This is a genomic window from Leifsonia sp. Root1293 (assembly GCF_001425325.1).
Lineage (GTDB): Bacteria > Actinomycetota > Actinomycetes > Actinomycetales > Microbacteriaceae > Orlajensenia.
Map to the genome: position 1 here is coordinate 1,810,221 of NZ_LMEH01000001.1, position 22,745 is coordinate 1,832,965.

Sequence of the window (22,745 nt, forward strand, 5' to 3'; positions counted from 1 at the left end):
GTATTTCTTTGTTGCGAAAACTGCCGGCCCGCGTTGACAGATCAATGATCGAATGCTTCTGTTAACAAGAACGAACGATCGTTCTACCTCGAAAGGAATCCAACAATGTCTCTCTTCACTCGCAACCGCAGGGTGCTTACCGCGATGACGGCCGCCTCCGTAGCGCTCGCAGGGCTCGGCGTCGCAACCTCCGCCTCGGCGGGGGCTGCCGCGTCCACCGGCGTCGATTCGAAGCCCTCCGACAAGCCCACCATCGTGCTCGTGCACGGCGCCTGGGCCGATTCGTCGAGCTTCGCACCGGTGACCGAGAAGCTTCAGCGGGACGGCTACACCGTGTTGGCAGCGCCGAACCCGCTGCGCGGGCTCACGACTGACGCCGCCACCGTGGCCGCCTTCATCAACCAGGCCACCACGGGTCCCGTCGTACTGGTCGGCCACTCCTATGGCGGCGCCGTCATCACCAACGCCGCCACCCAGAGCCCGTCGGTGAAGGCGCTGGCCTACATCGACGCTTTCGCGCCCGACGAAGGCGAGACCATCGTTCAGCTGGCTGGCGCCGTCCCCGGCTCCGCGCTGGCGGCCGACCCGCAGGCCGTGTTCGACGTGGTCCAGGACCCGAACCTGCCCCAGGGCGACCCCGACCTGTATGTGAAGAAGTCTCTCTTCCGACACGCCTTCGCCGCGAACCTGAGCAAATCAGAGGCTGCTGTGCTCGCCGCGTCGCAGCGCCCCGTCGCCGGGGGCGCCCTGCAGGAGCCGTCGGGAGCTCCCGCCTGGAAGAGTCTCCCGAGCTTCTTCCTCGTCGGCACCCACGACCGGATCATCCCCGCCGACGGTCAGCTCGCCATGGCGAATCGGGCAGGCGGAACGGTCGTGAGCGTCAGGGCAGATCACCTGTCCATGCTCGAGAAGCCGAACGACGTCGCGAACCTCATCGAGCGCGCCGCTGGGGCCGGGAAGTAGGAAATCCAGATCATCGTCGGTCACGGCCGTCAAGCGTTACCGGCGGGGCGGATCTGCCCGCATAGAGAGCCGCCCCGCCTGATCCACCCCACCTAAACACCCATCCAGAAGCACGATCACCCCAAGGAGCACACCATGTCCGCCTATACACTCACACCCCCTCCGTTCGATTCCGAACTGAAGACCGTCCTCGACGTCGTGAACCAGTCCATCAGCCCCACCCTGCTGCCCGAGCACCTCGAAGCGCTTCGCGGCCCCGGGTTCACGCAGACACTCGACCAGCTGCTCACCGAGCGTGACATCGAGCACCGGGAACTCGTCATTCCCGGGCCAGCCGGCGCGCCCGACCTCACGATCTCCGTGTTCAACCGTCCCGGGCACACCCGAGGTCCCGGGTTCTACTTCACCCACGTGGGAGGGATGATCTTCGGCGACCGCTTCGTGGGCGTCGAGCCAGTCCTTGACTACGTGCAACGATTCGACGCGGTGGTGGTCACCGTCGAGTATCGCCTCGCACCCGAGAACCCGGCACCCGCCGCTCTCGACGACAGCTACGCCGGCCTGGTGTGGACTGCAGAGCATGCCGAGGAACTCGGCATCGATCGCGCCAAGCTCTTCGCCATCGGTGCAAGCGCCGGCGCGGGCCTCACAGCTGGCATTGCCCTCCTCGCCCGCGACCGCCGCGGCCCGAAACTGGCGGGCCAGGTGATCATGTACGGAATGCTCGATGAGGGCAACGATTCGATCTCCGCCCAGCAGATCGACGGCATCGGAATCTGGGACCGCACGAGCAACGAGACCGGCTGGAACTTCCTGCTCGGCGATCGGCGCCACGGCGCCTCGATCACCGGCTACGAGTCCCCCGCCTACGCCGCCAGCCTCGACGAACTGCCGCCGACTTACATCGAGGTCGGCTCCGCCGAAGTGTTCCGCGATGAAGACGTTGCCTACGCCAGCAAGATCTGGGCTGCAGGCGGCTCCGCCGAACTACACGTCTGGCCCGGCGCGTACCACCTCTTCGAACTGCTCGCGCCTGACGCCGAACTCTCCAAGGCGGCACGCCACACCCGCGGAGAGTGGGTGCGGCGCCAACTCGACGCATGACCGACCCTGGCGAGTAACCATTGCCCCGCGATCCGGAATCGCGGGGCAATCGGCTGCCGCAATGCCAGGGACGATCACGACAAATGCGGAATGCCCCTGGGGCGGCTGTTCGACACCCACACCCACACCCACACCCACACGCACCCTGAAACAGGATCCTTCTGCGGACCCAATCACGCTGTGCCTTGATTCGCCAGGCTCGCGCTGTGTCCAGACTTGATGGACGGGTGAAGTCGCTCACTGAATGGCGCTATACGTCCTCTTCGCGGGCGTCGCCTCGCCTCGGAACCCTGTAATGACGAACCCTCCGAAGTCGCTACTGAGGGTGGCCGAGCCATCCGCCACCGTTAGGAAGGTGCCTCGAAGAACGATGTCGACGGTGTCGATGGCGTTGCTCGCGGTAGGGAGCTGATAGGTGATGGTCGCAACACTCTCGGGGTTGACGCCTTCTCGCGCAAGACGGACCCACTCAGTGACCGTGAGCGCCTTTCGAACCTCGAGATGACGGCACTCACCCACGGAAACACCGATTTGCCCCTGATCGTCGCGCAGATAGCCGCGAGGGTTAGAGACTTGGAGGTCAGCTCGACGCGGCCCATCGTTCCACACCTGGACGCCCACGAATACGACGAGTGTTGTCGACCCGCCTGCGCTCAGATCCCAACTTGCGTTGAAGAGCTCCTCGTCAGTCTTAGTTATTCCGGGTCTCCGCGGGCTGAGGTCCGCGAACCCGTCATCCATATCGACTAGATCGCCAGACACGATATATATGTACTCGACAGCGAACGAGAGCTTCGGCATCTCAGCATCGATTCGCGCAATCGCTGCGCGAGTATCGCTGCGCTCCGCGATCTTCACCGATCGGTGGCTGGTCCACCAGGCGACAGTGCCGAGGAATACCGTCGCTACACCAACGGCGGCTGGCACCCAGATGTTCGCCCACCATTCGAAGTCATCGCGCATCGCCTGATTCTCCGCTCCCACTCGAACCGACCGCTGCCTCCTGAACGAGGCGCATGCTTCATCCATTGAGATGACTATCCGACGACGATCCATCGCACCCGCAAGACGGAGAACGGCCGGAATCACCAGATCGAGCACCGCCGTAACGGCCCGGAAGTGGATCGCGACCGTCGACACTCAATACGCCCACCGATACGCTCACCACATGTTCTCGAACCTCACCGGCTGGCACGTCCTCATCATCCTCGCTGTGCTCCTCCTACTGGCTGCAGCCGTCATCGTCGTAGTCGTCCTCCTGGTCGTGAACGCCCGGAAGTCGGCAACGCTGGCTGCCCCGGACCACCGCTCCCAGGCACCGGTGGTGCAACAACCCACCGCCTCCGACCCCATCGAACAGATACGCCAACTCGGCGAGCTTAAAGACCAAGGCCTCCTCTCCCAGGCTGAATTCGAAGCCAAACGAAACGAATTGCTTGGTCGACTCTGAGCAGCCCGCGCGAACGGCGCCACCATCGTCCGCCGGTCATTCCTCCACACAGAGGCGGAGTTCCCCACGGCGAGGAGAAACCTGCGATGCACGAGCGGTGGCACACTGGAAGAGCTCACCGATGAGTCGGGGCTTCGGCGGTGGGTACTGGGACGCGAGAACTCATTCCGCGGCACCTGATCGATGCCGTTAGCCGGTCCTACAACGTGATGGTTCGTGTCGTGCTGAGCCCGCGTGATGGTCGAAGCCTCTTCGGTCCCGTAGACCCCGCCCGCGAAAATGCCCGGTGACGGTGCGACAACCGCAACAACTATGCGCTCGTCCGTCACGAGCACCCAAGCAACCGAATCCACACGTCCGCCGACAGGCGAATGCCACCACCTCGACTGACGCCGACGCCGACGCCGCCCAGATTCGGAAATGCCGAGCGAGTCCAGCGTTACTTGCGGAAAGTCCAGTTTCGACGGCAGCGTGACGCTCGGCGGAGGAATCGCGTCAGCAAGGGTACGAGCGATGTCCATCAACCCTGTACTTACGCCGGCGCCCTACGCAACTCGAGCTACAGACCCCGTCGGACGCGAGAGAACAGCCCTCAGAAAATAACCCTGATCAGACTGGCTTTCTGTCGAGCGGCCTGTGGAGAGTGGGCTCAGCAAAAACGTACAGATCTCAGCGAGGCGCGCATCCGTCAAAAACAGCGGCGCACGACATCCGGTGCCCCTGGAGGGACTCGAACCCCCAACCCTTTCCTTAGGACGGAACTGCTCTTCCATTGAGCTACAGAGGCTGACCTGACGAGTTTATCGGGTCTGGGAGGCGGCGCTGACTGGCGGCATCCCAGACCCATGCGAAATATAGTCAGCGCACCGAGTCGTCGTGACCGGGTCCCTCGTGGCGTGCGTCCGGGTCCCTGTCTGACTCGGAGAGAGCGGGCACGGATGCCGGCAGTCCCTCGTAGTGACGCACGAGCTCCTGTTCCTGCGCCGGATCGAGGCCGCCATCCGAATCGATGCGGGGAGCACCCTTCACGAAGTCTTTGCTGAAGGGGACTGTGACGTCGTCGTTCTCCCAGGTCGCGTCGCCCAGCGGCACGTAAGTGGCATGGCGCACGAGCGTTCCCGTGTTCACCACCGCCCAGGTTGGATGCCCGTCCACGGCATCGACCAGAACCTGGGCGATTCGGCCGATCTTGTCGTCCCCGGTGCCGTAGAGCGTGGCACCGACGATGCTCTGGATGTTGTTCGATGGCAGCATCCGCGTCACCGTCCGAGGCCGGCGCGGTCGACCTTGCGGTGGAAACGCATACCTGCGGCGCCACCGAGGAGGGCGCCTCCGAGGCTGGCGAGCGCCAGGGCGATCGCCGTGATGATGCCACCGAACGTAACGTCACCCTCGTTGAGCGGGATGCGCGGGAAGCTGTTGACGTTGGCCAGCACGTTGTACTGGCTGCCGGCGATGGCACCCACGATGGCGACCACGACAGCAATGGCGACAGCCCATAGCCACACGGCCAGGCCCTGCTTCACTCCGTCGAAGCGCGCCATCCGCCCAGCAACATATCCGCCGCAGTAATAGGAGATCAGCAGAACGACGACGAGCGCGATGGCGCCGACGATGCCGATGGTGGCGGCTTCGTTCTCGTCGATGGATGCCGCCTCGGTGTCGGATGCTCCCAGTCCGACGGCAGCGCCTGTCGCCGCGACGAGGGCGGTCAGGATGACGGCGGTGCCCGTGGCAGTGAGCCATCCGAAGAAGGCGGAACCGAACTTGATGCCGCCGAACCTCTCCCGCTCGCGGCTCACGACCTCCTCGCGGAGTGTGCTGCGATCCTCCAGCGGCACAGACCCCGATGAGGCGGGGCCACCGGCGGGAACGGAGCCCTGCGCGACGGGCTGCTGATGAGCCGTCTGGGGCTGCGTCGACCCCTGGGGCTGGGTGGTCTGGGGCCGACCATCGTCGGTCTGATCTCGGTTCGTCATCGTCCTGGATCCTGTCGTGGTGTGTCGGTCATGGTACCCGGCCGGCGGTAGGGCCCGCCGATCGCGCCGGTCGCCCGGCGAGTGGCCACCTCTAGTCAGCCATCCTTTTCGGATCGACGGGGCCGGGTCGACGGCCACCGTCCCGAGGGCTACACTCTGCGACGCCGACGCCGACGCCGACGCCGACGCCGACGGCATCGGTCACCGGCGGCTCGTCGTGCCAGCAGCGGATGCAGGGTCCCCAGCTCATCCGATCCGGGTGATGTGTCGCGCGCGCATCCTGCATTACATTCGGCACCACGACCGCAGCGCGGCCGCAGTACCGCCCGATCGTGAAGGGAGAGCGCGCATGTTCATCTGGGATTTCGTCAGCTGGTTCTTCTGGTTCTACATCGCCATCTGCTGCCTGGTGCTCTTCCTGTACATCGCCATCGACGTGTTCCGCGACGAGGAGCTCAACGGGTGGGCGAAGGCCTTCTGGTTGGTGTTCCTGGTGCTCGTCCCGCTGCTCGGGTGCCTCGTCTACCTGATCGCGCGGCACCGCAGCATCACGATGCGCCGCAACCGCGACCGCGAGGTCGTCCACGACAGCCCCGTCGGCGACTTCACGACCTGACGCTGCGGCGATCGGGTTGCTGGCCCGCGCCCTCGACTGACGGATGCCTCAGCTGCAGCATCCGTCGCCCGTCACGGACCACCCAGCCAGTGCTCGATGCGGTGGGTGTCGGGTGCGAATCCGTGGCTCACACCGTAGATCACGGCCTGGGTGCGGCTCGTCGCCCCGATCTTGCGATAGACCGAGCGGATGTACGACTTGACGGTGTTGGGGCTGAGGTAGGTGAGCTGCGCCACCTCGGCGTTGCTCTTGCCCTGCGTGATGAGGGCCAGGATCTCGGACTCGCGATCCGTGATCCCCTCCCGCTTCCCCGGCCAGTCCAGGCCCGGTGCACTCGGCGCCCGACGGTTCTGCTCGCTGATCACGATCTCCCCCGCGTTCACAGCCTCGATGGCCGCGACGAGGGCTGCCGCCGTCAACGTCTTGGAGAGATAGCCGTGCACGCCGAGCTCGCGCGCCTCGGCGATGAGCTCCGGCTGGAAGTTCCAGGTGTAGACGACGACGTGGCGAGCGCGCGGGTTGCGCATCAGCGCCGCGATCTCGGTCTGGTCGGACTCCGGTTGGGCGAACGAGTCGTAGAGCACGACGTCGACGTAGTCCTCCATCGCGGCGTTGGCGTCGATCTCCGCGACGACGACGCGGTCGCGGTAGTCGTCGAACAGATGCGCGAGGCCTTTGAGTACGACGTCGTAGTCATCGACGAGCGCGACGGTGATGGGACGACGACTCGTGGATGCTGGCATGGTTCCAGCATTCCACCCTCAGGGGTGTGCCACCACACCCGGAGGGGTGGTTGGGTTGGAACATAACCCGATGGCGGCCGGCGCATCACCCGATGCGTCCGTGGTCGTGCTCCGTCGGGCGATCAGTACAGGAGAACACTCATGCTCGGTCTCATCATCAGCCTCATCATCATCGGCCTCATCGCGGGATTCATCGCTCGCGCCGTGATCCCCGGCAAGCAGAACATCGGCATCCTCATGACGATCCTCGTCGGAATCGTCGGCTCCTTCGTCGGCGGATTCCTCGGATTCCTGATCTTCCAGCACGACCCGATGGACGGCTTCTTCCAGCCCGCCGGCATCATCGGCTCCATCATCGGCGCGATCATCGTGCTGTTCCTCTACGTGCGCTTCGCCGGAGGCCGCAGCTCGGCTCGCCGCTCCTAGTCACCTGTCATGCGGGCCGGCGAACCACCCAGCCCCGCATGACGAAGCACGACGCGCTCGACTCCCAGGAGTCGGGCGCGTCGTGCTTTCCACGTTTAACTCAGCTGCAGAGCAGGCAGCCACGGTGAGCATCACAGATGCCGTGGGCGAGCGGATGCCGCACTGCTACGCAGGCGGATGCGGCGACCTACGCGGGCGGCGGGTAGAGGTACAGCGACGCATCGCCGACACCGATGGTGCGGCGGTGGTAGTTGTGGTCGGAGTTCTGGTTGTACTCCTCGATCGTCACGGTGCCGTCGCCGTTGACCGACTGCACGTAGGCCACGTGGTTGCCCGTGAACCAGGCGACGGAGCCGACGATCGGATCGTGACTGACCTGCCAGCCGTTCGCGTACCAGGCGTTGGCCCAGTTCCACGCGCTGCCGCCGCCCGGAGTGAGGTTCGACCAGACCCAGCGGAACGGACCGGTCGCACCGGCGTCGCGGTTGAGGCGCCACGCGACGAAGTCGACGCATTCGCGGTATTCGTAGTTGAGGGGTGAGAGCACTCCCACCGGGCCGCCCGGCCACGGATAGTCGTCGCCCTCCTGGCGCTGCGCGGGAACGGAGTAGGTGCCGACCTGCGCGGCGAGTTCGGCCGCGGCCTGAGCCCGTGCTGCAGCCTCGGCCTCGGCGGTCTGCCGCCGGATCTCCTCGCCGCTCACCGCTGTGTAGCCGTCTCGGGCGACGGTGATCTTGGCGGCGGAACTCGACACGTCGACCTCCTGCGCCGAGGCGACGGAAAGCTCGTGGGTTCCCGATTCGCCGTACTCGGAGCCGCCCGTCGGCGCGAAGGCGTAGGCGGGAAGTGCGACGGTGAGGAAGAGTCCGGGAACGACCACGAGGGCGACGATCGCGCCGAACGGGTTCTTCCGTCGACGGGCGGGCTGAGCCGCCGTGGCAGGTCTGCGCGGAGGAGTTCCGGCTCCGGCTCCGGTTGCCGCAGAACGAGCTGCCGACGGGCTGGCCGCGGTACGAGCCGCCGACGAGGCGGCCGACGGGCCGACCGACTCACTGGCGGGCGCGGCTTCCGTCCGCGTGGGAACCAGTTCGGTGGCGGCGGGATGCGTGATCTGCGTCTGCTGGGCCGGGGCGGACGCCGCGGTGCTCGCCGCTGATGCATCGCGCTGAGCGCGGAGCGAACGCCTGGTGGGCAGCTCAGCTGCCGGACCTGCTCCGGTGGTCTCCGGCGCCGACTCGGGTGCGAGTCGGTCGGGGCTGCCGGGTTCGATCACGTAAGAGGTCCTCCGGGGCGCTTGGTGGCGCCGCGTCGTCGTACAGGGGTCGTGTCGCCCGGTGGGGATGACCTCCCCCGGCGCGACCTGCCCCAGACTACGTGATAGCCCCGAGGTTGTCACGGTGCGAAACGGGTAGGCGCGCACTCGGCCGCCGACTGTTCCAGCGGCTCGCCACTTATGGCCGCTCGACGACGGCTCCGGCGACCACAACTGGCGACCCGAAGGCGCTGGAGCGGCCAAGTCACGCGGCCAGGGTCAGGAACTCGTCCCACTGCGGCTCGGAACGCTCGAAGCCGCGCACCAGCCAGGCCGTGCCCTGCGGCATCGTGGGCGTGATGCGGAGGTGCCAGCCCATCTCGTTGGGCGTGCGGTCGGCCTTCACGTTGTTGCAGCGAACGCAGCACGCCACGAGGTTCTCCCACGAGTCGCGACCGCCGCGCGAGCGGGGCAGCACGTGATCGATGGTCGCAGCCGACTTCCCGCAGTATCCGCAGCGGTGATTGTCGCGCCGCAGCACGCCTCGGCGACTCACTGGCACGTCACGGGCGTACGGGATGCGCACGTAGCGCGTCAGCAGGATGACCGACGGGCGATCCCACGAACCCGACTGCCCCCACACAGGGTGATCGGCGTCGTACTGCAGGAGGACGGCCTTGCCGTTCATCACCAGGATGAGCGCTCGTTTGAACGAGATGACCGCCAGCGGCTCGTAGCCGGCGTTGAGAACCAGTGTGCGCATGTCTCTCCCTCTCGAATGAGGCTGGACGGCTTCCAGCCATTCGAACTACCCCGACGAGCGGGTACTCAGGAGCGAGGGCGAACAGAAAAGGGCACCGTCACGAAGACAGTGCCCTACCAACCACACGAATGCGGTGTTGCGTGCGACTCGAATGCCGGCGTACGAAGGCACAGCGGTCATCCATGGTGCGGATGCTGCGTTGCTCGTGCATCGACTCTCCCGAGAACTCGTTTGTCAGAGCTTCAGGCTAAACCACACCGGAGGAACACTCACTATCAGGCACGCCGCACGTGTGTGTCGTCATCCGTTCGTCAGATCTCGTTCACGACAAGAGGCCCCGCTGACGACGGTCAGAGTGCGATGCCCGAGGGTCGACGGATGCCGATCAGATGCCGAGGCGCACGATCGTGTAGTCGCCGGTCCAGATGGGCTGAACGCGAACGGATGCGCCCTCGTAGGGAGCGTGCAGGATGTTGCCGTTCCCCGCGTAGAACCCGTCGTGGCCATCCATGATGACGAGGTCGCCCGGCTGGGCATCCTCGATGGAGATGGGGGTGCCCATGGCGCCCTGACCGGAGGAGGAGTGCGGGAGGCTGACGCCGAACTGGGCGAAGACGTACTGCACGTAGCCCGAGCAGTCGAAGCCGGCCGGGGTGTTGCCGCCGTAGACGTAGGGAACGCCCTGGTACTGCAGCGCCACGTTGTACACGGCGGCCAGATCGAAGCCACCGGGGAACGGCGGGCTGGCGAGCAGGTCGCCGACGGTCGGGCCCGAGAACGCCTCGCTGTACGCGGTCATCTCGCTGGCGGCCGTCGCGGCGGCCTGGGCGGCGGCTTCGGCGGCGGCAGCCGCAGCGGCGGCGTCGATGGAGGCCTTGGTCGTGGCGTCGTAGCCGTCGCGGGCCACGGTGATGGTGGCGGCCTGCTTGTCGACGGTCACCTCCTGCTCACCTGCCTTCATGGCGCGGTTCACGTCGGACTCGGCGAAGGCCTGGTCGCCCACTCCGGGCGCGCTGGCGTAGGCGGGCAGTGCCACGGTGGCCACGAGGCCGACGGCGACGGCCATCACGGTGAGGTTCGAAGCCACGCCGCGGCGCTTGCCTCGGGGCTTCGACTTCACGATCGCGGCTGCGGGGGCTGCCTCGATCTTTCTTGAGTTGTGGTCATCACGGGTCTGTAGCTGGGCCAAAGTCACCTCCGGCGCCTCCGACAGCCCTGAGGCTGGTCCGTCCACTGCGGGTATCGCGTGCGTATCGGAAGGTCAAGAGACGGGATGGGAGGCGTCTTGTTCCGAGTCCTTCGACCAGGGGGGATGGTCTGTGGGACTCCTCGACGCTAGCCCAAGGTCACGGTTATGTCACATCCTGTTTCCCCACCGCGTCCCTTTGAGAGCGGTTTCTCAGTCTGGGGAGGACGAGCGGATCAGGCCTCGACGAAGATGTGACCCGCTGATTCGTTGGGGAGTTCGAGTCCGCCGTCGGCGCCATCGACCTCGATGCGCACGTAGGAACCGGCGTTGGAGAAGGACGCCTGGGCGCCGGGAAGAATGCCGAACTGCTTGAGCTGCGCGAGCAGTTCGGGGTCGAACTGCACGGGTTCGGCGAGGCGACGGATGCGGGCGGGCACGGCGGCTCCGCCCTCGGCCACCAGCGTCACGATGTTCACCACGCCGGTCATGAAGGGGGTCGAGGCCGGCTCGCCCAGCTCTTCGAGGCCCGGGATGGGGTTGCCGTACGGCGACTCCGTGGGGTGATCGAGGATCTCGAGGAGCTTCCGCTCCACCTGCTCACTCATCACATGCTCCCAGCGGCATGCCTCCTCGTGCACGAACTCCCACTCGAGTCCGATGACGTCGGAGAGCAGGCGCTCGGCCAGTCGGTGCTTGCGCATGACGTGCACGGCCTTCAGGCGTCCGGCATCCGTCAGTTCGAGGTGGCGGTCTCCGGACACGATGACGAGTCCGTCGCGCTCCATGCGCGCGATGGTCTGCGAGACCGTCGGCCCGGAGTGGCCGAGACGCTCGGAGATGCGAGCTCGAAGGGGAACGATGTTCTCCTCTTCGAGGTCGAGGATGGTGCGGAGATACATCTCCGTCGTGTCGATGAGGTCCGTCACTCACGCCTCCCCTGTCGCCTGGCACGTACCCGGTAAGCCTACCCGCCCGCCGACGTCACTCGCCGTCACTCGGTGGAGGCCCCATCTAGAATCTACGCATGCCCCAGCTGACTATCCCCACGTCACTCCTGCCCGCCGACGGACGCTTCGGATGCGGCCCGTCGAAGGTACGCACCGAGCAGCTCGAGTACCTCGTCTCCGCCGGCGCCGCCATACTCGGCACCTCCCACCGTCAGGCTCCGGTGAAGGATCTCGTGGGCCGGGTGCGCTCCGGCGTCTCCGAGCTGTTCCGCGCCCCTGATGGCTACGAGGTCGTGCTCGGCAACGGCGGCTCGAGCGCCTTCTGGGATGCCGCCGCCTTCGGTCTCATCGAGAACCGCAGCCAGAACCTCGTCTTCGGCGAGTTCGGCGGCAAGTTCGCGAACGCCGCGAAGACTCCCTGGCTGCAGGCGCCCGACGTGCGCACCTCTCCTGCCGGATCGCGGACCACCGCCGAGGTCGTCGATGGCGTCGACGTGTACGCCTGGACCCACAACGAAACATCGACCGGCGTCTCGGCCCCGATCGAGCGGGTGGTCGGCGATGCCGGCGCCCTCACCGTGATCGACGCGACCAGCGCCGCCGGAGGCATCGACTTCGACGCCTCGCAGGTCGATGCCTACTACTTCGCGCCTCAGAAGAACTTCGCCTCCGATGGCGGTCTCTGGCTGGCGCTCCTCTCCCCCGCCGCCCTCGAGCGCATCGACCGCATCGCGGCATCCGACCGCTACATCCCCGAGTTCCTCTCGCTCAAGAACGCGGTCGACAACTCGCGGCTCAACCAGACGCTTAACACCCCTGCGCTCGCGACCCTGCTGCTGCTCGAGAACCAGCTCGACTGGATGAACGGCAACGGCGGCCTCGCCTGGACGTCAGCGCGCACCCGGGAGTCGTCCGACGTACTCTACGAGTGGGCGGATCGGGTCGACTATGCGACTCCGTTCGTGACGGATGCCGCCCACAGGTCTCAGGTCGTCGTCACCGTCGACTTCGTCGATGAGATCGACGCTGCCGCCATCGCGAAGACCCTGCGGGCCAACGGCATCGTCGACACCGAGCCGTACCGCAAGCTCGGCCGCAACCAGCTGCGCTTCGCGACCTTCGCGGCCATCGAGCCCGACGACGTGCGCGCGCTGGTGTCGTCGATCGAGTACGTGGTGGAGAACTCCGGGGCCTGAGCCGCCCTCGCCACCCCGTTGATCGAGTAGCGACCGAGCGCCTCCGCTGATCGAGTAGCGACCGAGCGCCACCCCGTTGATCGAGTAGCGACCGAGCGCAGCGAGGACGCGTATCGAGATCACCGTCACGAACGAGCGCTCCCTCAGACACCGCCCACCTGACCGGGGTCTCGATACGGCTGCTCGCTTCGCTCGCTGCCTACTCGACCAGCGGTGGGGTGGTCGACGCCACCGCGCTGATCGAGTAGCGACCGAGCGCAGCGAGGACGCGTATCGAGATCACCATCTCGAACGAGCGCTCCCTCAGGCAGCGCCCACCGGAACGTGGTCTCGATACGGCTGCTCGCTCCGCTCGCTGCCTACTCGACCAGCGGATGGGGTGGTCGACGCCACCGCGCTGATCGAGTAGCGACCGAGCGCAGCGAGGACGCGTATCGAGATCACCGTCTCGCGCTGCCACGGGCAGCGCCCACCGGAACGTGGTCTCGATACGGCTGCTCGCTCCGCTCGCTGCCTACTCGACCAGCGGGTGGGGTGCTCGACGCCACACCGTTGATCGAGTGGCGACCGAGCGCAGCGAGGACGCGTATCGAGATCACCGTCACGAACCCGCACTCCATCAGGCACCGCCCACCGGAACATGGTCTCGATACGGCTGCTCGCTTCGCTCACTGCCTACTCGACCAGCGGGTGGGGTGCTCGACCAGCGGTGGGGTGCTCGACCAGCGGTTGAGTGCTCGACCAGCGGTTGAGTGCTCGACCGCCGATTGATGGTTAGGGTCGAATCATGCGCATCTGGCTGAAGGACAGCGAGCGGAGACCCGAGCCGGAGCCCGCTCGCGCCGATGGACGCAAGGCCGTCGTCGCGGGAACCGCCGCGTGGTTCGTCGCCATCATCATCTGGTTCATCTGGGGCGAGATGCTCACGGATGCCGGCTACGGCTGGTGGCTCTGGATGTGCGTCACCGGCATCGCGCTCGGAGTCATCGGCCTGGTGGTCGTGCTGGTGGCCCGCCGGAGCTGACCGCAGTCAGCCCCAGGCGGTCTCACTCGTCGTCGTCGGACTCGTCTTCGTCCGAGTCGTCATCGTCATCTGACTCGTCGTCCGAGTCGTCGTCTGCCTCATCATCGTCGTCCGAGTCGTCATCGTCGTCGTCGTCCGAGTCGTCGTCGTCCGAGTCGTCGTCGGACTCGTCGTCGTCATCATCCGAGTCGTCGTCATCGTCGTCGGACTCCGCTCGGCCGTCCCCGAAGACGTCGACATCGAGATCGTCGTCGAAGTCCTCGTCGTCGTCGAGGTCGGCGTCGTCGTCACCCTCCGCTGCTGCTTCCGCGGCCGCGGCGGCCACGGCCTCTTGGGCGGCGCGATAGTCGGCCAGCCGGTCGGACCACGGCACCCACTCCGGCGCGAGCAGGGCGTTTTCGCCGGGCATGAGCTCGGCCTCGAGAACCGTGGGCTCCTCACCCTCGACGCGTCCCAGCGTCACGGTCCAGTGCCAGCCCGGGTAGCCGGTGAGTCGCGTCTCGAACAGCAGCGACAGGGCGTGCTCTCCCTCGACGATGTGCCCGGCGGGCTCGCCGATGGTCTCCACCGGCGTGATCTCGGCGAGAGCCGTGCGCGCCAGAGCCTCCGCCGCGAGCAGAACGTCGTCGGCTACAGGAGCGGGGGCCTCTGCGATCGTCTCGGCCTCGTCGGACGCCTCGTCAACGACGGCATCCGTCACCGATTCGGCATCGACGCTCGACTCGACCTCGGAACCGAGGTCGATGTCTGTCGTTCCGTCGGTGTCAGGCATCCAGCTCGTCAGCCACCTTGCGCAGCAGCGTCGCGGTCATGCGCGTCTTGCTGCTGTCGGGGTAGTGTCCGCGGCGCAGGTCGCCACCGACACCGTCGAGGTACTTCACGAGGTCCTCGACGATGATCGCCATCTCCTGGGCCGGCTTGCGGTTGAGCTTCGCCAGGCTCGGCGGGGTGTCGAGCACCCGCACCGAGAGAGCCTGCGGGCCGCGCTTGCCCTCGGCGATGCCGAACTCGAGGCGACTGCCGGCCTTGACGACAGTGCCGGCGGGCAGAGCTGACGCCGGCAGGTGAACCTGCTGTCCGTCGTCGGCGCTGATGAAGCCGAATCCCTTGTCCTCGTCGTAGAACTTGACCTTGCCGGTGGGCATACTGAACCTCGTTTTGTGTGCGGGCGCGCCGAATCGCGACGCAGTCCTCCTCCTAGTTTAGAGGGGCGATGGATGCCGCGCGCCTGCGAGCGGCATCCGTTCCACCGATTCGCCACCGGCCGCCCGATGCACCCCGTTCGGGGCGCCGATGCCGGGTGACAGCTCGACTGATGGGGAATGCTCGTATTGTTGGTCGGGTGACCTCTGAACCGACCACCCCCGGCAAGCACCGCCTGGAGCGCTCGCTCGCCGCGATGGCCGGCACCACGGTCGGCCTCGCCGTGCTTGCCATCGTCGCCCTGCTCATCGGCAGCGCAGCCGGACTCGACCTGAGCGGCGGCATCTGGGTCGTCGTGCTCGTCATCCCGCTCATCGCGCTGCCGATCGGGCTGCTGTTCATCATCGCCTTCATCATCGTGTCCGGCGTTCGCCGTTCTCGAGAGTCCTCATCGAGGCAGAGCTGATTCCTCTCCTGCCATGATCGCGCTGGCCGCCCTCGCACGATCGATGAGCGATGACGCTCTCGTCGGGGCGTTGCACGCGCGCGGGGTTCCGACGACGGGCATGCGCGACCTGTTCGATCTCGCGGAATGGCTGTCGACGCCGGCGTCGGTGCAGGCGGCCCTCGGCGACTTCGACCGCACGCATCTCGCCGTTCTCGGCGCAGCAGCCGTCATCGCCGCAGACGGGGAGGAGCCAGAGATCGCGGTCTCCTACGAGAGCGTCGCCGACCGCCTCACCCAGCTGCGCGCGGAGCCACTCGGCGCCGATGAGGTGCGTGCCGCCGCCGAGGACCTCGCGGCTGTGCTGCTGTGCCGGGCCGATGACGACGGCATCATCGTGTTCCGAGGCGTCGGCGAACGGCTCGCCGCGTGGCCGTCGGAGGGACTGCCGTCGCTCGACGAGCTCGCCGCGCCGTTCCCACCGACGCCGGTGGCCGAGAGCGGGGTCGACACCCGTATGCTCGACGCCCTCGCCGCTGAACGCGCCTTCTCCACGGTGGCCGCCATCGCAGAACTCGTCGCGGCCGTCGGTGCGGAACCCGCCCGCGAGCTCGGCAAGGGCGGCCTGTCGCTTCCCGACGCGAAGCGGTTGGCCACGGCCATGTCGATCCCGATCGAGCAGGTCGCCGGGCACCTCCGGGTCGCGTCCCGTGCCGGACTCGTCGCCCTGAATGTCACGGACTGGATGCAGACGGACGCCGGTGGCGACTGGCTGAACGGCTCGACGCCCGAGCGGTGGTCGGCGCTCGCCTCCTCCTGGTACCAGGCCATGCCCGGAGACGTGCACGACATCCTGGCCAGCGCGCGCGTGCCGTGGGGTCCCGGAGTCCGCGCCTACGTCGCCTGGCTGTACCCGGCGTCGGGCGCTGCGCTCGAGGGTCGGATCGACGAGTTCTCGGCCGATGCCGAACTGCTCGGCATCACCGCGGGAAGCACCCCCGGTGCCGTCGGTGCGCTCGTGCTCCGTGGAGACATGCCGGCAGCGCTCGAGACGCTCGACGGACTGCTTCCGCACGAGGTCGAGAAGGTCTACCTGCAGCACGATCTCACCGTCATCTCCCCCGGTCCGCTGGCTCCTCGGCTCGACGCCAGGCTGCGAACGCTGGCAGACGTGGAGAGCCGCGAACTCGCGTCGAGCTATCGCGTGACGGCTGCATCCGTCGAGCGTGCACTCGCCGTCGGCGAGACCGCAGAGTCGATGCTCTCGTTCCTCGGCGAGATCTCGCTCACCGGCATGCCCCAACCGCTCGGATACCTCATCACCGAGACGGCAGCCCGCTACGGCCGCGTGCGGGTCGGGGCCACCTCAGGCGAGGAGCAGTACCGCAGCTACGTGCGCAGCGACGACGAGTCGCTGATCGGCCAGATCAGCGTCGACAAGGCCCTCACCGCACTCGCTCTGGTGCGCACCGGTCGACACCGCGTCGCGAGCCGCTTCGAACCGAGCATCGTCTTCTGGGCTTTGAGCGACGCGCGCTACCCTGTCGCAGCCGAGAACGACAGCGAACAGATCGTGCACATCGCGCGGCGCACCGTGCGTCGACCGCCGCCGCCGGCCAAGGCTGATCCTCTCGTCGATCTCGTGGTGCGGCTGCGGGCCGCGGATGCCGACATGGGCGAGACCGGACAGGCATTCCTCGCCCGCCAGATCGAGGCCGCGATCCGTGAGAAGCGCACGCTGACGGTGAGCGTGCGGATGCCCGGCGGCACCGTCTCCGACTACCTTCTGGAGCCCACCTCGGTGGCCAACGGTCGCATGCGAGCCCGGGACCGGCGAGCGGACATCGAACGCACCCTGCCGTTGTCGAGCATCGACGGCATCTCCTGAGCACCTGGTCACGGCTGGCGGTGCACCGCCGTCGCGCCGTGCCCATCGGGCGATGCCCCAGCAGGCGACTGTAGGATTGACGGTTATGTCAGACGGACCACTGATCGTCCAGAGCGATCGCACTGTGCTGCTCGAAGTGGCGCATCCGCTCGCCGAGGATGCACGCCACGATCTCGCCGTTTTCGCCGAACTCGAGCGCGCGCCGGAGCACATCCACACCTACCGCATCACGCGACTTGGACTATGGAACGCCCGCGCCGCCGGCCACGAGGCATCGGACATGCTGGCGACACTGGAGAAGTACTCGAAGTTCCCGGTTCCGCAGACCGTCACGATCGACATCGCCGAGACCGTCGGCCGCTACGGACGCCTGGTGATCGAGCGCAACGATGATGGCGAACTCGTGCTGAGGTCGACCGACGAGCCCGTTCTCACCGAGATCTCCCACGCCAAGCGCATCGCGCCGCTGCTCATCGGGCATCCGTCGTCGGATACCTACCTCATCGAGCCGTGGGCGCGTGGCGCCCTCAAGCAGGAGCTCGTGAAGCTCGGCTGGCCGGCTGAGGATCTCGCCGGCTACACGCCCGGCACCCCTCACCAGATCGACCTCGCCGAAGACGGCTGGAGCCTGCGCGACTACCAGAAGAAGGCCGTCACGAACTTCTTCGACGGCGGATCCGGAGTCGTGGTCCTGCCATGCGGCGCCGGCAAGACGCTCGTGGGAGCCGGCGCGATGGCCACGGCCAAGACCAACACGCTGATCCTGGTGACCAACACCGTCTCGGCCCGCCAATGGCGCGACGAGCTGCTGAAGCGCACCTCCCTCACCGAGGACGAGATCGGCGAGTACTCCGGGCAGATCAAGGAGGTGAAGCCCGTCACCATCGCGACGTACCAGATCCTCACCGCCAAGCGGAAGGGCGAGTACGCCCACCTGGCCCTGCTCGACGCGCTGGACTGGGGACTCATCGTCTACGACGAGGTGCACCTGCTGCCAGCCCCAGTGTTCAAACTCACGGCCGAACTGCAGGCGCGACGCCGCCTCGGCCTGACGGCCACCCTGGTGCGCGAGGACGGCCGCGAGGGCGACGTGTTCTCACTCATCGGCCCGAAGCGCTTCGACGCCCCGTGGAAGGAGATCGAGGCCCAGGGCTTCATCTCGCCCGCATCCTGCTACGAGGTGCGCATCGACCTGCCGCAGAGCGACAGGCTCACCTATGCCGCCGCAGCCGACGACGAGCGCTACAGGCTCSCCGCCACGGCGCCCGCCAAGCTCGACGTCGTCCGGCAGCTCGTGGCGCGGCATCCCGGCGAGCGCATCCTGGTGATCGGGCAGTACCTCGACCAGATCGACGAGCTCGCCGAAGCCCTGAACGCCCCCAAGCTCACGGGCGCGACGCCCGTCGATGAGCGCGAGCGGCTGTACCAGGCCTTCCGCGAGGGCAGCCAGGAGGTGCTCGTGGTCTCCAAGGTGGCGAACTTCTCCGTCGACCTGCCCGAGGCGACAGTCGCCATCCAGGTGTCAGGCTCGTTTGGCTCGCGTCAGGAGGAGGCGCAGCGCCTCGGCCGCCTGCTGCGTCCGAAGGAGTCCGGCCTCACCGCCAATTTCTACACCCTCGTCGCGCGCGACACCGTCGACCAGGACTTCGCGCAGAACCGCCAGCGGTTCCTCGCCGAGCAGGGCTACAGCTACACAATCCTCGACGCGCACGCACTGGACGCGGTGGCGGCGTAGTCACGCCTCCCGCCGATCGAGGAGCGCCGACGATGTCGACACCCATCCCCGCTGATCGAGTAGCGCCGACAAAGTCGACACCCAGCCTCGCTGATCGAGTAGCGCCGACGAAGTCGACGCGTATCGAGATCCGTTCGGATCGAACCGCTCTCCCCGTTCAGCTGGCCTCCATACGGCTGCCCACCTCGTTCGCGGCCTATGCGACCGGCGTGCCGCGTGCGTACCTCAGGAACAGCATCGCCTCGCCCTGCAGGGCATGCACGAGCCGCATCCGTCGGAGCTGCTCCGGCGCACCACGCAGGATGCGCCCGGCGTCGCCGCCCACGAGCACCGGGCTGAGGCTCAGGCACAGCTCGTCGACGAGGTCGGCGTGCATCAACTCGCCGAACAGGTACGGGCCGCCCTCGCACAGCACCTGCGTGTGACCGCGCGCCGCCAGAGCCTCCAGAGCCGCCTCGAGGTCGATGGCGTCCTCGCCGCACACGAGCACTTCGGCGACCGCGGCGAGCGCCTCGCGCCTCGCAGCGGGAGCGCCTGCGTGGGTGATCACGTAGCGGGCGGCATCCGTGTCCGTGAACACCTGGTGGCCCGGGTCGATGTCGAGCGATCCCGAGACGAGAGCCAGCGGCATCGGCAGCCCGCCGTAGCCCTCGGCGCGCACTGTGCCGGCGCCGACGAGCAGCACGTCTGCCGTCTCCCGCAGCACGCTCATGACGCGCTGGTCCTCGGCGTCGCCGAGCCCGCCGCTGTGTTCCTCCAGAGTGGATGCCCCATCGAGCGACACGACGAAGTTCATACGCACTCCGCGCCCGTCGGGGCGCTCGATCGCATAGGCGGCCTTCAGGTCGTCACGCTCGATCATGGTCGGCCTCCCACTGTGCCGCGGTCTCCGCGCTCACGTTGTGACGCAGCGTTCTCGGCTCACGCCATCCGGCCATCGCCTCGGTCATGCGCATGGCATCGACGGTCTGACGCACGTTGTGCACGCGCACGATCCTGGCCCCCTGCATCACGCAGTACACGGCGGCCGCGATCGACCCCTCGACGCGTTCCCCCCTGTCGCGGTCGATCGACTCACCGATGAAGTCCTTGTTGGAGAGGGCGACGAGCGTCGGATGCCCGAGCGCCGTCACCTCGGACAGGCGTCGGGTCAGCTCCAGGGAGTGCAGGGTGTTCTTGTTGAGGTCGTGACCGGGGTCCACGACGATGCGCTCCAGCGGAACCCCGTGCTCGAGCGCGCGGTCGACGCGAGCCCGCAGGAAGTCGACGACCTCGCCCACCACATCGTCGTAGTGCGGCGCGGGGAATGCCGTGCGTGGCTCGGCGAGACTGTGCGTGACGACGATGGTGGCGTCGCTGGCGGCGACGACGTCGGCCATGCGGTCGTCCCTGATGCCCGTGGTGTCGTTGATGACGTGCGCGCCGGCGTCGATGGCCGCTTCGGCGACGGCAGCGTGGAAGGTGTCCACCGAGATGACGGCCCCGGATCCGCGCAGAGCCTGGACGACGGGGACCACCCGGGCGATCTCCTCCTCGACCGGGATCGGCGGCCCCGGGGCGAACTTCGCGCCACCGATGTCCACCCAGTCGGCGCCGTCGTCGAGCGCCTTGCGCGCCGCTGCGACGGCTGCGTCCAGGGCGAAGGTCGAGCCCTTGTCGTAGAACGAGTCCGGGGTGCGGTTGACGATGGCCATGACGGCCACCTCGCACGAGAAGTCGAAGGTGCGCGGGCCGATGGTCCGCACCGGATTCGGGATCATGCGGGGAGCAGGGAGTCGAGCGATACGTCCGGATTCGCGAGGGCGACGGGGTCGACGCGCACGACCGCACGGATGAGCTTCTGCACGCTCTCGTTCACGTCCCACACGTTCACGTTCATGCCGGCGACGACGTGGCGATCGCGCAGCCAGAAGGCGACGAACTCCCGCGAGGCCAGATCGCCCCGCACCACCAACTCGGCCTCGGCCGCGAGTGTGCCGTACCCCGAGTACTCCATTCCCAGGTCGTACTGATCGGTGAAGAAGTAGGGGATCTCGTCGTACTCGACGTCCACCCCGGTGAGCGCACGCCCGGCCGCGGCGCCCTGCTTGTCGGCGTTGGCCCAGTGGTCGATCCGCAGTCGACGCCCGAGCACCGGGTGGTACGCGTTGGCGAGGTCGCCGGCCGCGAACACGTCTGCGGCGCTCGTGCGCAGGCCGGCATCCGTCACGATGCCATTGTCGACGGTGATCCCGGATGCGGCTGCCAGCGTCGTGTTCGGCGTCGCCCCGATCGCCACCACGACCAGGTCGGCGTCGAGCTCCTCGCCGGTGCCGAGCACGACGCCGTCGACGTGACCGGAGCCGCGGATGGCGCTCACGGCTGAGTCCATGCGGAGGTCGACGCCGTGGCCACGGTGCAGATCGGCGAACACCTCGCCCATCACCGGCCCGATGGCCGATGCGAGCGGGATGGGTCCGTGGCCGATGACGGTGACACTGTTGCCGTACGTGATCGCGGCCGCCGCGACCTCGAGGCCGATCCATCCCGAGCCGATGACGACGATCCGGCGACCACCGTGCGCGATCGCGGTGCGCAGAACCGTCGAGTCGTGCAGGGTGCGGAGGGTGTGCACCCCGGTCAGCGGGGCGCCGGGGCCGATGAACGGCTTGGGAGATGCGCCCGTGGCGAGCAGCAGCGTGTCGTAGTCCAATCTCAGGTCACCGGCGCGCACGGTGTGGGCAGCGGTGTCGAGCTCGGTCGCCTCGACACCGGTATGCAGGTTGATGTCGTGCGCGCCGTACCAGGCGGCATCGAACGTGATCGTCGAGGCCGCGTCGTCGCTTCCGAGGAGGTAGCCCTTCGAGAGCGGCGGCCGCTCGTACGGCGGTCTGGCCTCGGCCGCCACCACGGTGATCGATGCGTCTGCGCTCTCGCTGCGCGCGCTCTCGGCCGCACGCGCCGCAGCGAGGCCTCCCCCGATGATGACGATGCGATGGTGAGCGCTCATGCTGCCGAGTCTTCCACGCCACCCGCGCCGCGGCCAGCGCCGACGACGTCGATCGACGGACTCCCAGCAGGCTCCGGGTTCACGACACGCGGCACAGGGTTCACCCGACTCGCCTCCACGCGATTCTCAGGCGGGTTTCAGGAAACGCGCAGATACTGGACCCATGGCTGACGGTCCCCGCATTCTCATCGTCGACGACGAACCCAACATCCGCGATCTCCTCACCACGAGCCTGCGCTTCGCCGGCTTCGCGGTGCGAGCCGTAGGCAATGGCGCACAGGCCATCTCCGCGGTCCTCGAAGAAGAACCCGACCTCATCATCCTCGACGTGATGCTGCCCGACATGAACGGCTTCGGCGTGACCAAACGCCTCCGCACAGCGGGATACACGGCTCCGATCCTCTTCCTCACGGCGAAGGACGACACCGAGGACAAGATCACCGGCCTCACCGTCGGCGGCGACGACTACGTCACCAAGCCGTTCAGCCTCGACGAGATCGTGGCCCGCATCCGCGCCATCCTGCGTCGCACGATGCACGCCGACGAAGAGGCCGTCATCCGCACGGGCGAGCTGACCATGGACCAGGACACCCACGAGGTACTCGTCGGCGACATCCCCATCGAGCTCTCCCCCACCGAGTTCAAGCTGCTGCGCTACCTCATGCTCAACCCGAACAGGGTGCTGTCGAAGGCGCAGATCCTCGACCACGTGTGGGAGTACGACTTCAACGGCGACGCCGGCATCGTGGAGAGCTACATCTCGTACCTCCGCCGCAAGCTCGACCAGCACTCCACCGAGCCGCTCATCCAGACCAAGCGCGGCTTCGGCTACATGCTCAAGAGTTCGAAGGGCTGATTCCCGGGAGTCCGTCGGGTGATGCGCGGGTATCGAT

24 protein-coding genes and 1 tRNA gene are annotated in these 22,745 nt (G+C 67.2%); 11 read left to right on the plus strand and 14 right to left on the minus strand.

Features of this window, described 5'->3' with window-relative positions; all coding sequences use genetic code 11:
• Window positions 1-105 precede the first annotated feature (105 nt).
• Both ASC59_RS08550 and ASC59_RS08555 read left to right on the plus strand, forming a co-directional pair.
• The gene (locus tag ASC59_RS08550; RefSeq protein ID WP_055820852.1) at window positions 106-963 is read left to right on the plus strand and encodes an alpha/beta fold hydrolase; all 858 of its coding nucleotides are present in this window, start codon (window positions 106-108) and stop codon (window positions 961-963) included.
• Window positions 964-1,098: 135 nt separating this feature from the next.
• Window positions 1,099-2,067 carry an alpha/beta hydrolase gene (locus ASC59_RS08555; protein WP_055820855.1) on the plus strand — a complete coding sequence of 323 codons (969 nt, stop codon included), beginning with the start codon at window positions 1,099-1,101 and terminating at the stop codon, window positions 2,065-2,067.
• Window positions 2,068-2,304: 237 nt separating this feature from the next.
• On the opposite strand, the gene ASC59_RS08560 is transcribed toward ASC59_RS08555, so the two are convergent.
• Window positions 2,305-3,207, minus strand: coding sequence for a hypothetical protein (locus ASC59_RS08560; RefSeq protein WP_055820858.1), 903 nt, complete (start codon window positions 3,205-3,207; stop codon window positions 2,305-2,307).
• A 28-nt stretch (window positions 3,208-3,235) separates the two neighbouring features.
• On the opposite strand from ASC59_RS08560, the gene ASC59_RS08565 reads away from it, so the two are divergent.
• Window positions 3,236-3,517, plus strand: a complete 282-nt coding sequence (locus tag ASC59_RS08565; protein ID WP_055820861.1) for an SHOCT domain-containing protein — start codon at window positions 3,236-3,238, stop codon at window positions 3,515-3,517.
• 715 nt (window positions 3,518-4,232) lie between these two features.
• Here the strand turns inward: ASC59_RS08565 and ASC59_RS08570 are convergent.
• From ASC59_RS08570 to ASC59_RS08580, 3 genes are all read right to left on the minus strand, one after another.
• Window positions 4,233-4,304, minus strand: a tRNA-Arg gene (locus ASC59_RS08570).
• A 71-nt stretch (window positions 4,305-4,375) separates the two neighbouring features.
• Window positions 4,376-4,771 carry a PRC-barrel domain-containing protein gene (locus ASC59_RS08575; RefSeq protein ID WP_055820864.1) on the minus strand — a complete coding sequence of 132 codons (396 nt, stop codon included), beginning with the start codon at window positions 4,769-4,771 and terminating at the stop codon, window positions 4,376-4,378.
• A gap of 5 nt (window positions 4,772-4,776) precedes the next feature.
• A complete protein-coding gene (locus tag ASC59_RS08580) occupies window positions 4,777-5,496 on the minus strand; it encodes a hypothetical protein (protein WP_082513486.1) in 720 nt (239 codons plus the stop codon).
• Window positions 5,497-5,845: 349 nt separating this feature from the next.
• Between ASC59_RS08580 and ASC59_RS08585 the strand changes: the two genes are divergently transcribed.
• Window positions 5,846-6,112, plus strand: a complete 267-nt coding sequence (locus tag ASC59_RS08585) for a PLDc N-terminal domain-containing protein (RefSeq protein WP_055820867.1) — start codon at window positions 5,846-5,848, stop codon at window positions 6,110-6,112.
• Window positions 6,113-6,183: 71 nt separating this feature from the next.
• Here the strand turns inward: ASC59_RS08585 and ASC59_RS08590 are convergent, their stop codons facing one another.
• Window positions 6,184-6,855 carry a response regulator transcription factor gene (locus tag ASC59_RS08590; protein ID WP_055820869.1) on the minus strand — a complete coding sequence of 224 codons (672 nt, stop codon included), beginning with the start codon at window positions 6,853-6,855 and terminating at the stop codon, window positions 6,184-6,186.
• 141 nt (window positions 6,856-6,996) lie between these two features.
• Here ASC59_RS08590 and ASC59_RS08595 point away from each other — a divergent pair, with 141 nt between their 5' ends.
• The gene (locus ASC59_RS08595; protein ID WP_055820872.1) at window positions 6,997-7,281 is read left to right on the plus strand and encodes a GlsB/YeaQ/YmgE family stress response membrane protein; all 285 of its coding nucleotides are present in this window, start codon (window positions 6,997-6,999) and stop codon (window positions 7,279-7,281) included.
• A gap of 187 nt (window positions 7,282-7,468) precedes the next feature.
• Here ASC59_RS08595 and ASC59_RS08600 read toward each other — a convergent pair whose 3' ends face one another.
• The 4 genes from ASC59_RS08600 to ASC59_RS08615 form a co-directional block, all read right to left on the minus strand.
• Complete coding sequence (locus ASC59_RS08600; RefSeq protein ID WP_055820875.1) at window positions 7,469-8,554, minus strand: CHAP domain-containing protein; 1,086 nt, start codon at window positions 8,552-8,554, stop codon at window positions 7,469-7,471.
• A gap of 244 nt (window positions 8,555-8,798) precedes the next feature.
• A complete protein-coding gene (locus ASC59_RS08605; RefSeq protein ID WP_055820881.1) occupies window positions 8,799-9,296 on the minus strand; it encodes an HNH endonuclease in 498 nt (165 codons plus the stop codon).
• Between the two features lie 385 nt (window positions 9,297-9,681).
• Window positions 9,682-10,383: a C40 family peptidase gene (locus tag ASC59_RS17480; protein WP_235492636.1), complete on the minus strand. Its 702-nt coding sequence runs from the start codon at window positions 10,381-10,383 to the stop codon at window positions 9,682-9,684.
• A gap of 335 nt (window positions 10,384-10,718) precedes the next feature.
• Window positions 10,719-11,411 carry a metal-dependent transcriptional regulator gene (locus ASC59_RS08615; RefSeq protein WP_055820887.1) on the minus strand — a complete coding sequence of 231 codons (693 nt, stop codon included), beginning with the start codon at window positions 11,409-11,411 and terminating at the stop codon, window positions 10,719-10,721.
• A 98-nt stretch (window positions 11,412-11,509) separates the two neighbouring features.
• On the opposite strand from ASC59_RS08615, the gene serC reads away from it, so the two are divergent.
• Entirely contained in the window at window positions 11,510-12,628 is a 1,119-nt protein-coding gene (gene serC, locus ASC59_RS08620; protein WP_055820890.1) for a phosphoserine transaminase, read from the plus strand.
• Between the two features lie 787 nt (window positions 12,629-13,415).
• Window positions 13,416-13,652, plus strand: coding sequence for a DUF2530 domain-containing protein (locus ASC59_RS08625; RefSeq protein ID WP_055820892.1), 237 nt, complete (start codon window positions 13,416-13,418; stop codon window positions 13,650-13,652).
• Window positions 13,653-13,674: 22 nt separating this feature from the next.
• Here the strand turns inward: ASC59_RS08625 and ASC59_RS08630 are convergent, their stop codons facing one another.
• The gene (locus tag ASC59_RS08630) at window positions 13,675-14,424 is read right to left on the minus strand and encodes a DUF3027 domain-containing protein (RefSeq protein ID WP_082513488.1); all 750 of its coding nucleotides are present in this window, start codon (window positions 14,422-14,424) and stop codon (window positions 13,675-13,677) included.
• Window positions 14,417-14,797, minus strand: a complete 381-nt coding sequence (locus ASC59_RS08635; RefSeq protein WP_055820895.1) for a cold-shock protein — start codon at window positions 14,795-14,797, stop codon at window positions 14,417-14,419. The genes ASC59_RS08630 and ASC59_RS08635 overlap by 8 nt, the downstream gene beginning before the upstream one ends.
• A gap of 197 nt (window positions 14,798-14,994) precedes the next feature.
• On the opposite strand from ASC59_RS08635, the gene ASC59_RS08640 reads away from it, so the two are divergent.
• The 3 genes from ASC59_RS08640 to ASC59_RS08650 all read left to right on the plus strand — a co-directional run bounded on the left by ASC59_RS08640 (window position 14,995) and on the right by ASC59_RS08650 (window position 18,863).
• Window positions 14,995-15,261: a hypothetical protein gene (locus tag ASC59_RS08640; protein ID WP_055820897.1), complete on the plus strand. Its 267-nt coding sequence runs from the start codon at window positions 14,995-14,997 to the stop codon at window positions 15,259-15,261.
• A gap of 13 nt (window positions 15,262-15,274) precedes the next feature.
• Window positions 15,275-17,128 carry a helicase-associated domain-containing protein gene (locus tag ASC59_RS08645; protein ID WP_055820901.1) on the plus strand — a complete coding sequence of 618 codons (1,854 nt, stop codon included), beginning with the start codon at window positions 15,275-15,277 and terminating at the stop codon, window positions 17,126-17,128.
• 85 nt (window positions 17,129-17,213) lie between these two features.
• A complete protein-coding gene (locus ASC59_RS08650) occupies window positions 17,214-18,863 on the plus strand; it encodes a DNA repair helicase XPB (protein WP_055820904.1) in 1,650 nt (549 codons plus the stop codon).
• Between the two features lie 196 nt (window positions 18,864-19,059).
• Here ASC59_RS08650 and ASC59_RS08655 read toward each other — a convergent pair whose 3' ends face one another.
• From ASC59_RS08655 to ASC59_RS08665, 3 genes are read right to left on the minus strand one after another with little or no spacing between them, the layout of a single operon-like run.
• Window positions 19,060-19,725: a dihydrofolate reductase family protein gene (locus ASC59_RS08655; RefSeq protein ID WP_055820907.1), complete on the minus strand. Its 666-nt coding sequence runs from the start codon at window positions 19,723-19,725 to the stop codon at window positions 19,060-19,062.
• Window positions 19,712-20,623: a dihydropteroate synthase gene (gene folP / locus ASC59_RS08660; protein WP_082513489.1), complete on the minus strand. Its 912-nt coding sequence runs from the start codon at window positions 20,621-20,623 to the stop codon at window positions 19,712-19,714. Before folP ends, ASC59_RS08655 begins: the two co-directional genes overlap by 14 nt.
• The gene (locus tag ASC59_RS08665; RefSeq protein WP_055820911.1) at window positions 20,620-21,852 is read right to left on the minus strand and encodes an NAD(P)/FAD-dependent oxidoreductase; all 1,233 of its coding nucleotides are present in this window, start codon (window positions 21,850-21,852) and stop codon (window positions 20,620-20,622) included. Before ASC59_RS08665 ends, folP begins: the two co-directional genes overlap by 4 nt.
• A 163-nt stretch (window positions 21,853-22,015) precedes the next feature.
• Between ASC59_RS08665 and ASC59_RS08670 the strand changes: the two genes are divergently transcribed.
• Complete coding sequence (locus ASC59_RS08670) at window positions 22,016-22,708, plus strand: response regulator transcription factor (protein WP_055820914.1); 693 nt, start codon at window positions 22,016-22,018, stop codon at window positions 22,706-22,708.
• The last annotated feature ends 37 nt before the right edge of the window (window positions 22,709-22,745 follow it).

What these genes read in the sequence shown, in the direction of transcription:
- ASC59_RS08635 (WP_055820895.1), bottom strand. Translation starts at nt 14,797, where the DNA reads ATGCCCACCGGCAAGGTCAAGTTCTACGACGAGGACAAGGGATTCGGC.
- ASC59_RS08590 (WP_055820869.1), bottom strand. Translation starts at nt 6,855, where the DNA reads ATGCCAGCATCCACGAGTCGTCGTCCCATCACCGTCGCGCTCGTCGAT.
- ASC59_RS08630 (WP_082513488.1), bottom strand. Translation starts at nt 14,424, where the DNA reads ATGCCTGACACCGACGGAACGACAGACATCGACCTCGGTTCCGAGGTC.
- ASC59_RS08605 (WP_055820881.1), bottom strand. Translation starts at nt 9,296, where the DNA reads ATGCGCACACTGGTTCTCAACGCCGGCTACGAGCCGCTGGCGGTCATC.
- ASC59_RS08625 (WP_055820892.1), top strand. Translation starts at nt 13,416, where the DNA reads ATGCGCATCTGGCTGAAGGACAGCGAGCGGAGACCCGAGCCGGAGCCC.
- ASC59_RS08575 (WP_055820864.1), bottom strand. Translation starts at nt 4,771, where the DNA reads ATGCTGCCATCGAACAACATCCAGAGCATCGTCGGTGCCACGCTCTAC.
- ASC59_RS08555 (WP_055820855.1), top strand. Translation starts at nt 1,099, where the DNA reads ATGTCCGCCTATACACTCACACCCCCTCCGTTCGATTCCGAACTGAAG.
- ASC59_RS08645 (WP_055820901.1), top strand. Translation starts at nt 15,275, where the DNA reads ATGATCGCGCTGGCCGCCCTCGCACGATCGATGAGCGATGACGCTCTC.
- ASC59_RS08565 (WP_055820861.1), top strand. Translation starts at nt 3,236, where the DNA reads ATGTTCTCGAACCTCACCGGCTGGCACGTCCTCATCATCCTCGCTGTG.
- ASC59_RS08585 (WP_055820867.1), top strand. Translation starts at nt 5,846, where the DNA reads ATGTTCATCTGGGATTTCGTCAGCTGGTTCTTCTGGTTCTACATCGCC.
- folP (WP_082513489.1), bottom strand. Translation starts at nt 20,623, where the DNA reads ATGATCCCGAATCCGGTGCGGACCATCGGCCCGCGCACCTTCGACTTC.
- ASC59_RS08670 (WP_055820914.1), top strand. Translation starts at nt 22,016, where the DNA reads ATGGCTGACGGTCCCCGCATTCTCATCGTCGACGACGAACCCAACATC.
- ASC59_RS08655 (WP_055820907.1), bottom strand. Translation starts at nt 19,725, where the DNA reads ATGATCGAGCGTGACGACCTGAAGGCCGCCTATGCGATCGAGCGCCCC.
- ASC59_RS08550 (WP_055820852.1), top strand. Translation starts at nt 106, where the DNA reads ATGTCTCTCTTCACTCGCAACCGCAGGGTGCTTACCGCGATGACGGCC.
- ASC59_RS08580 (WP_082513486.1), bottom strand. Translation starts at nt 5,496, where the DNA reads ATGACGAACCGAGATCAGACCGACGATGGTCGGCCCCAGACCACCCAG.
- serC (WP_055820890.1), top strand. Translation starts at nt 11,510, where the DNA reads ATGCCCCAGCTGACTATCCCCACGTCACTCCTGCCCGCCGACGGACGC.
- ASC59_RS08595 (WP_055820872.1), top strand. Translation starts at nt 6,997, where the DNA reads ATGCTCGGTCTCATCATCAGCCTCATCATCATCGGCCTCATCGCGGGA.
- ASC59_RS08665 (WP_055820911.1), bottom strand. Translation starts at nt 21,852, where the DNA reads ATGAGCGCTCACCATCGCATCGTCATCATCGGGGGAGGCCTCGCTGCG.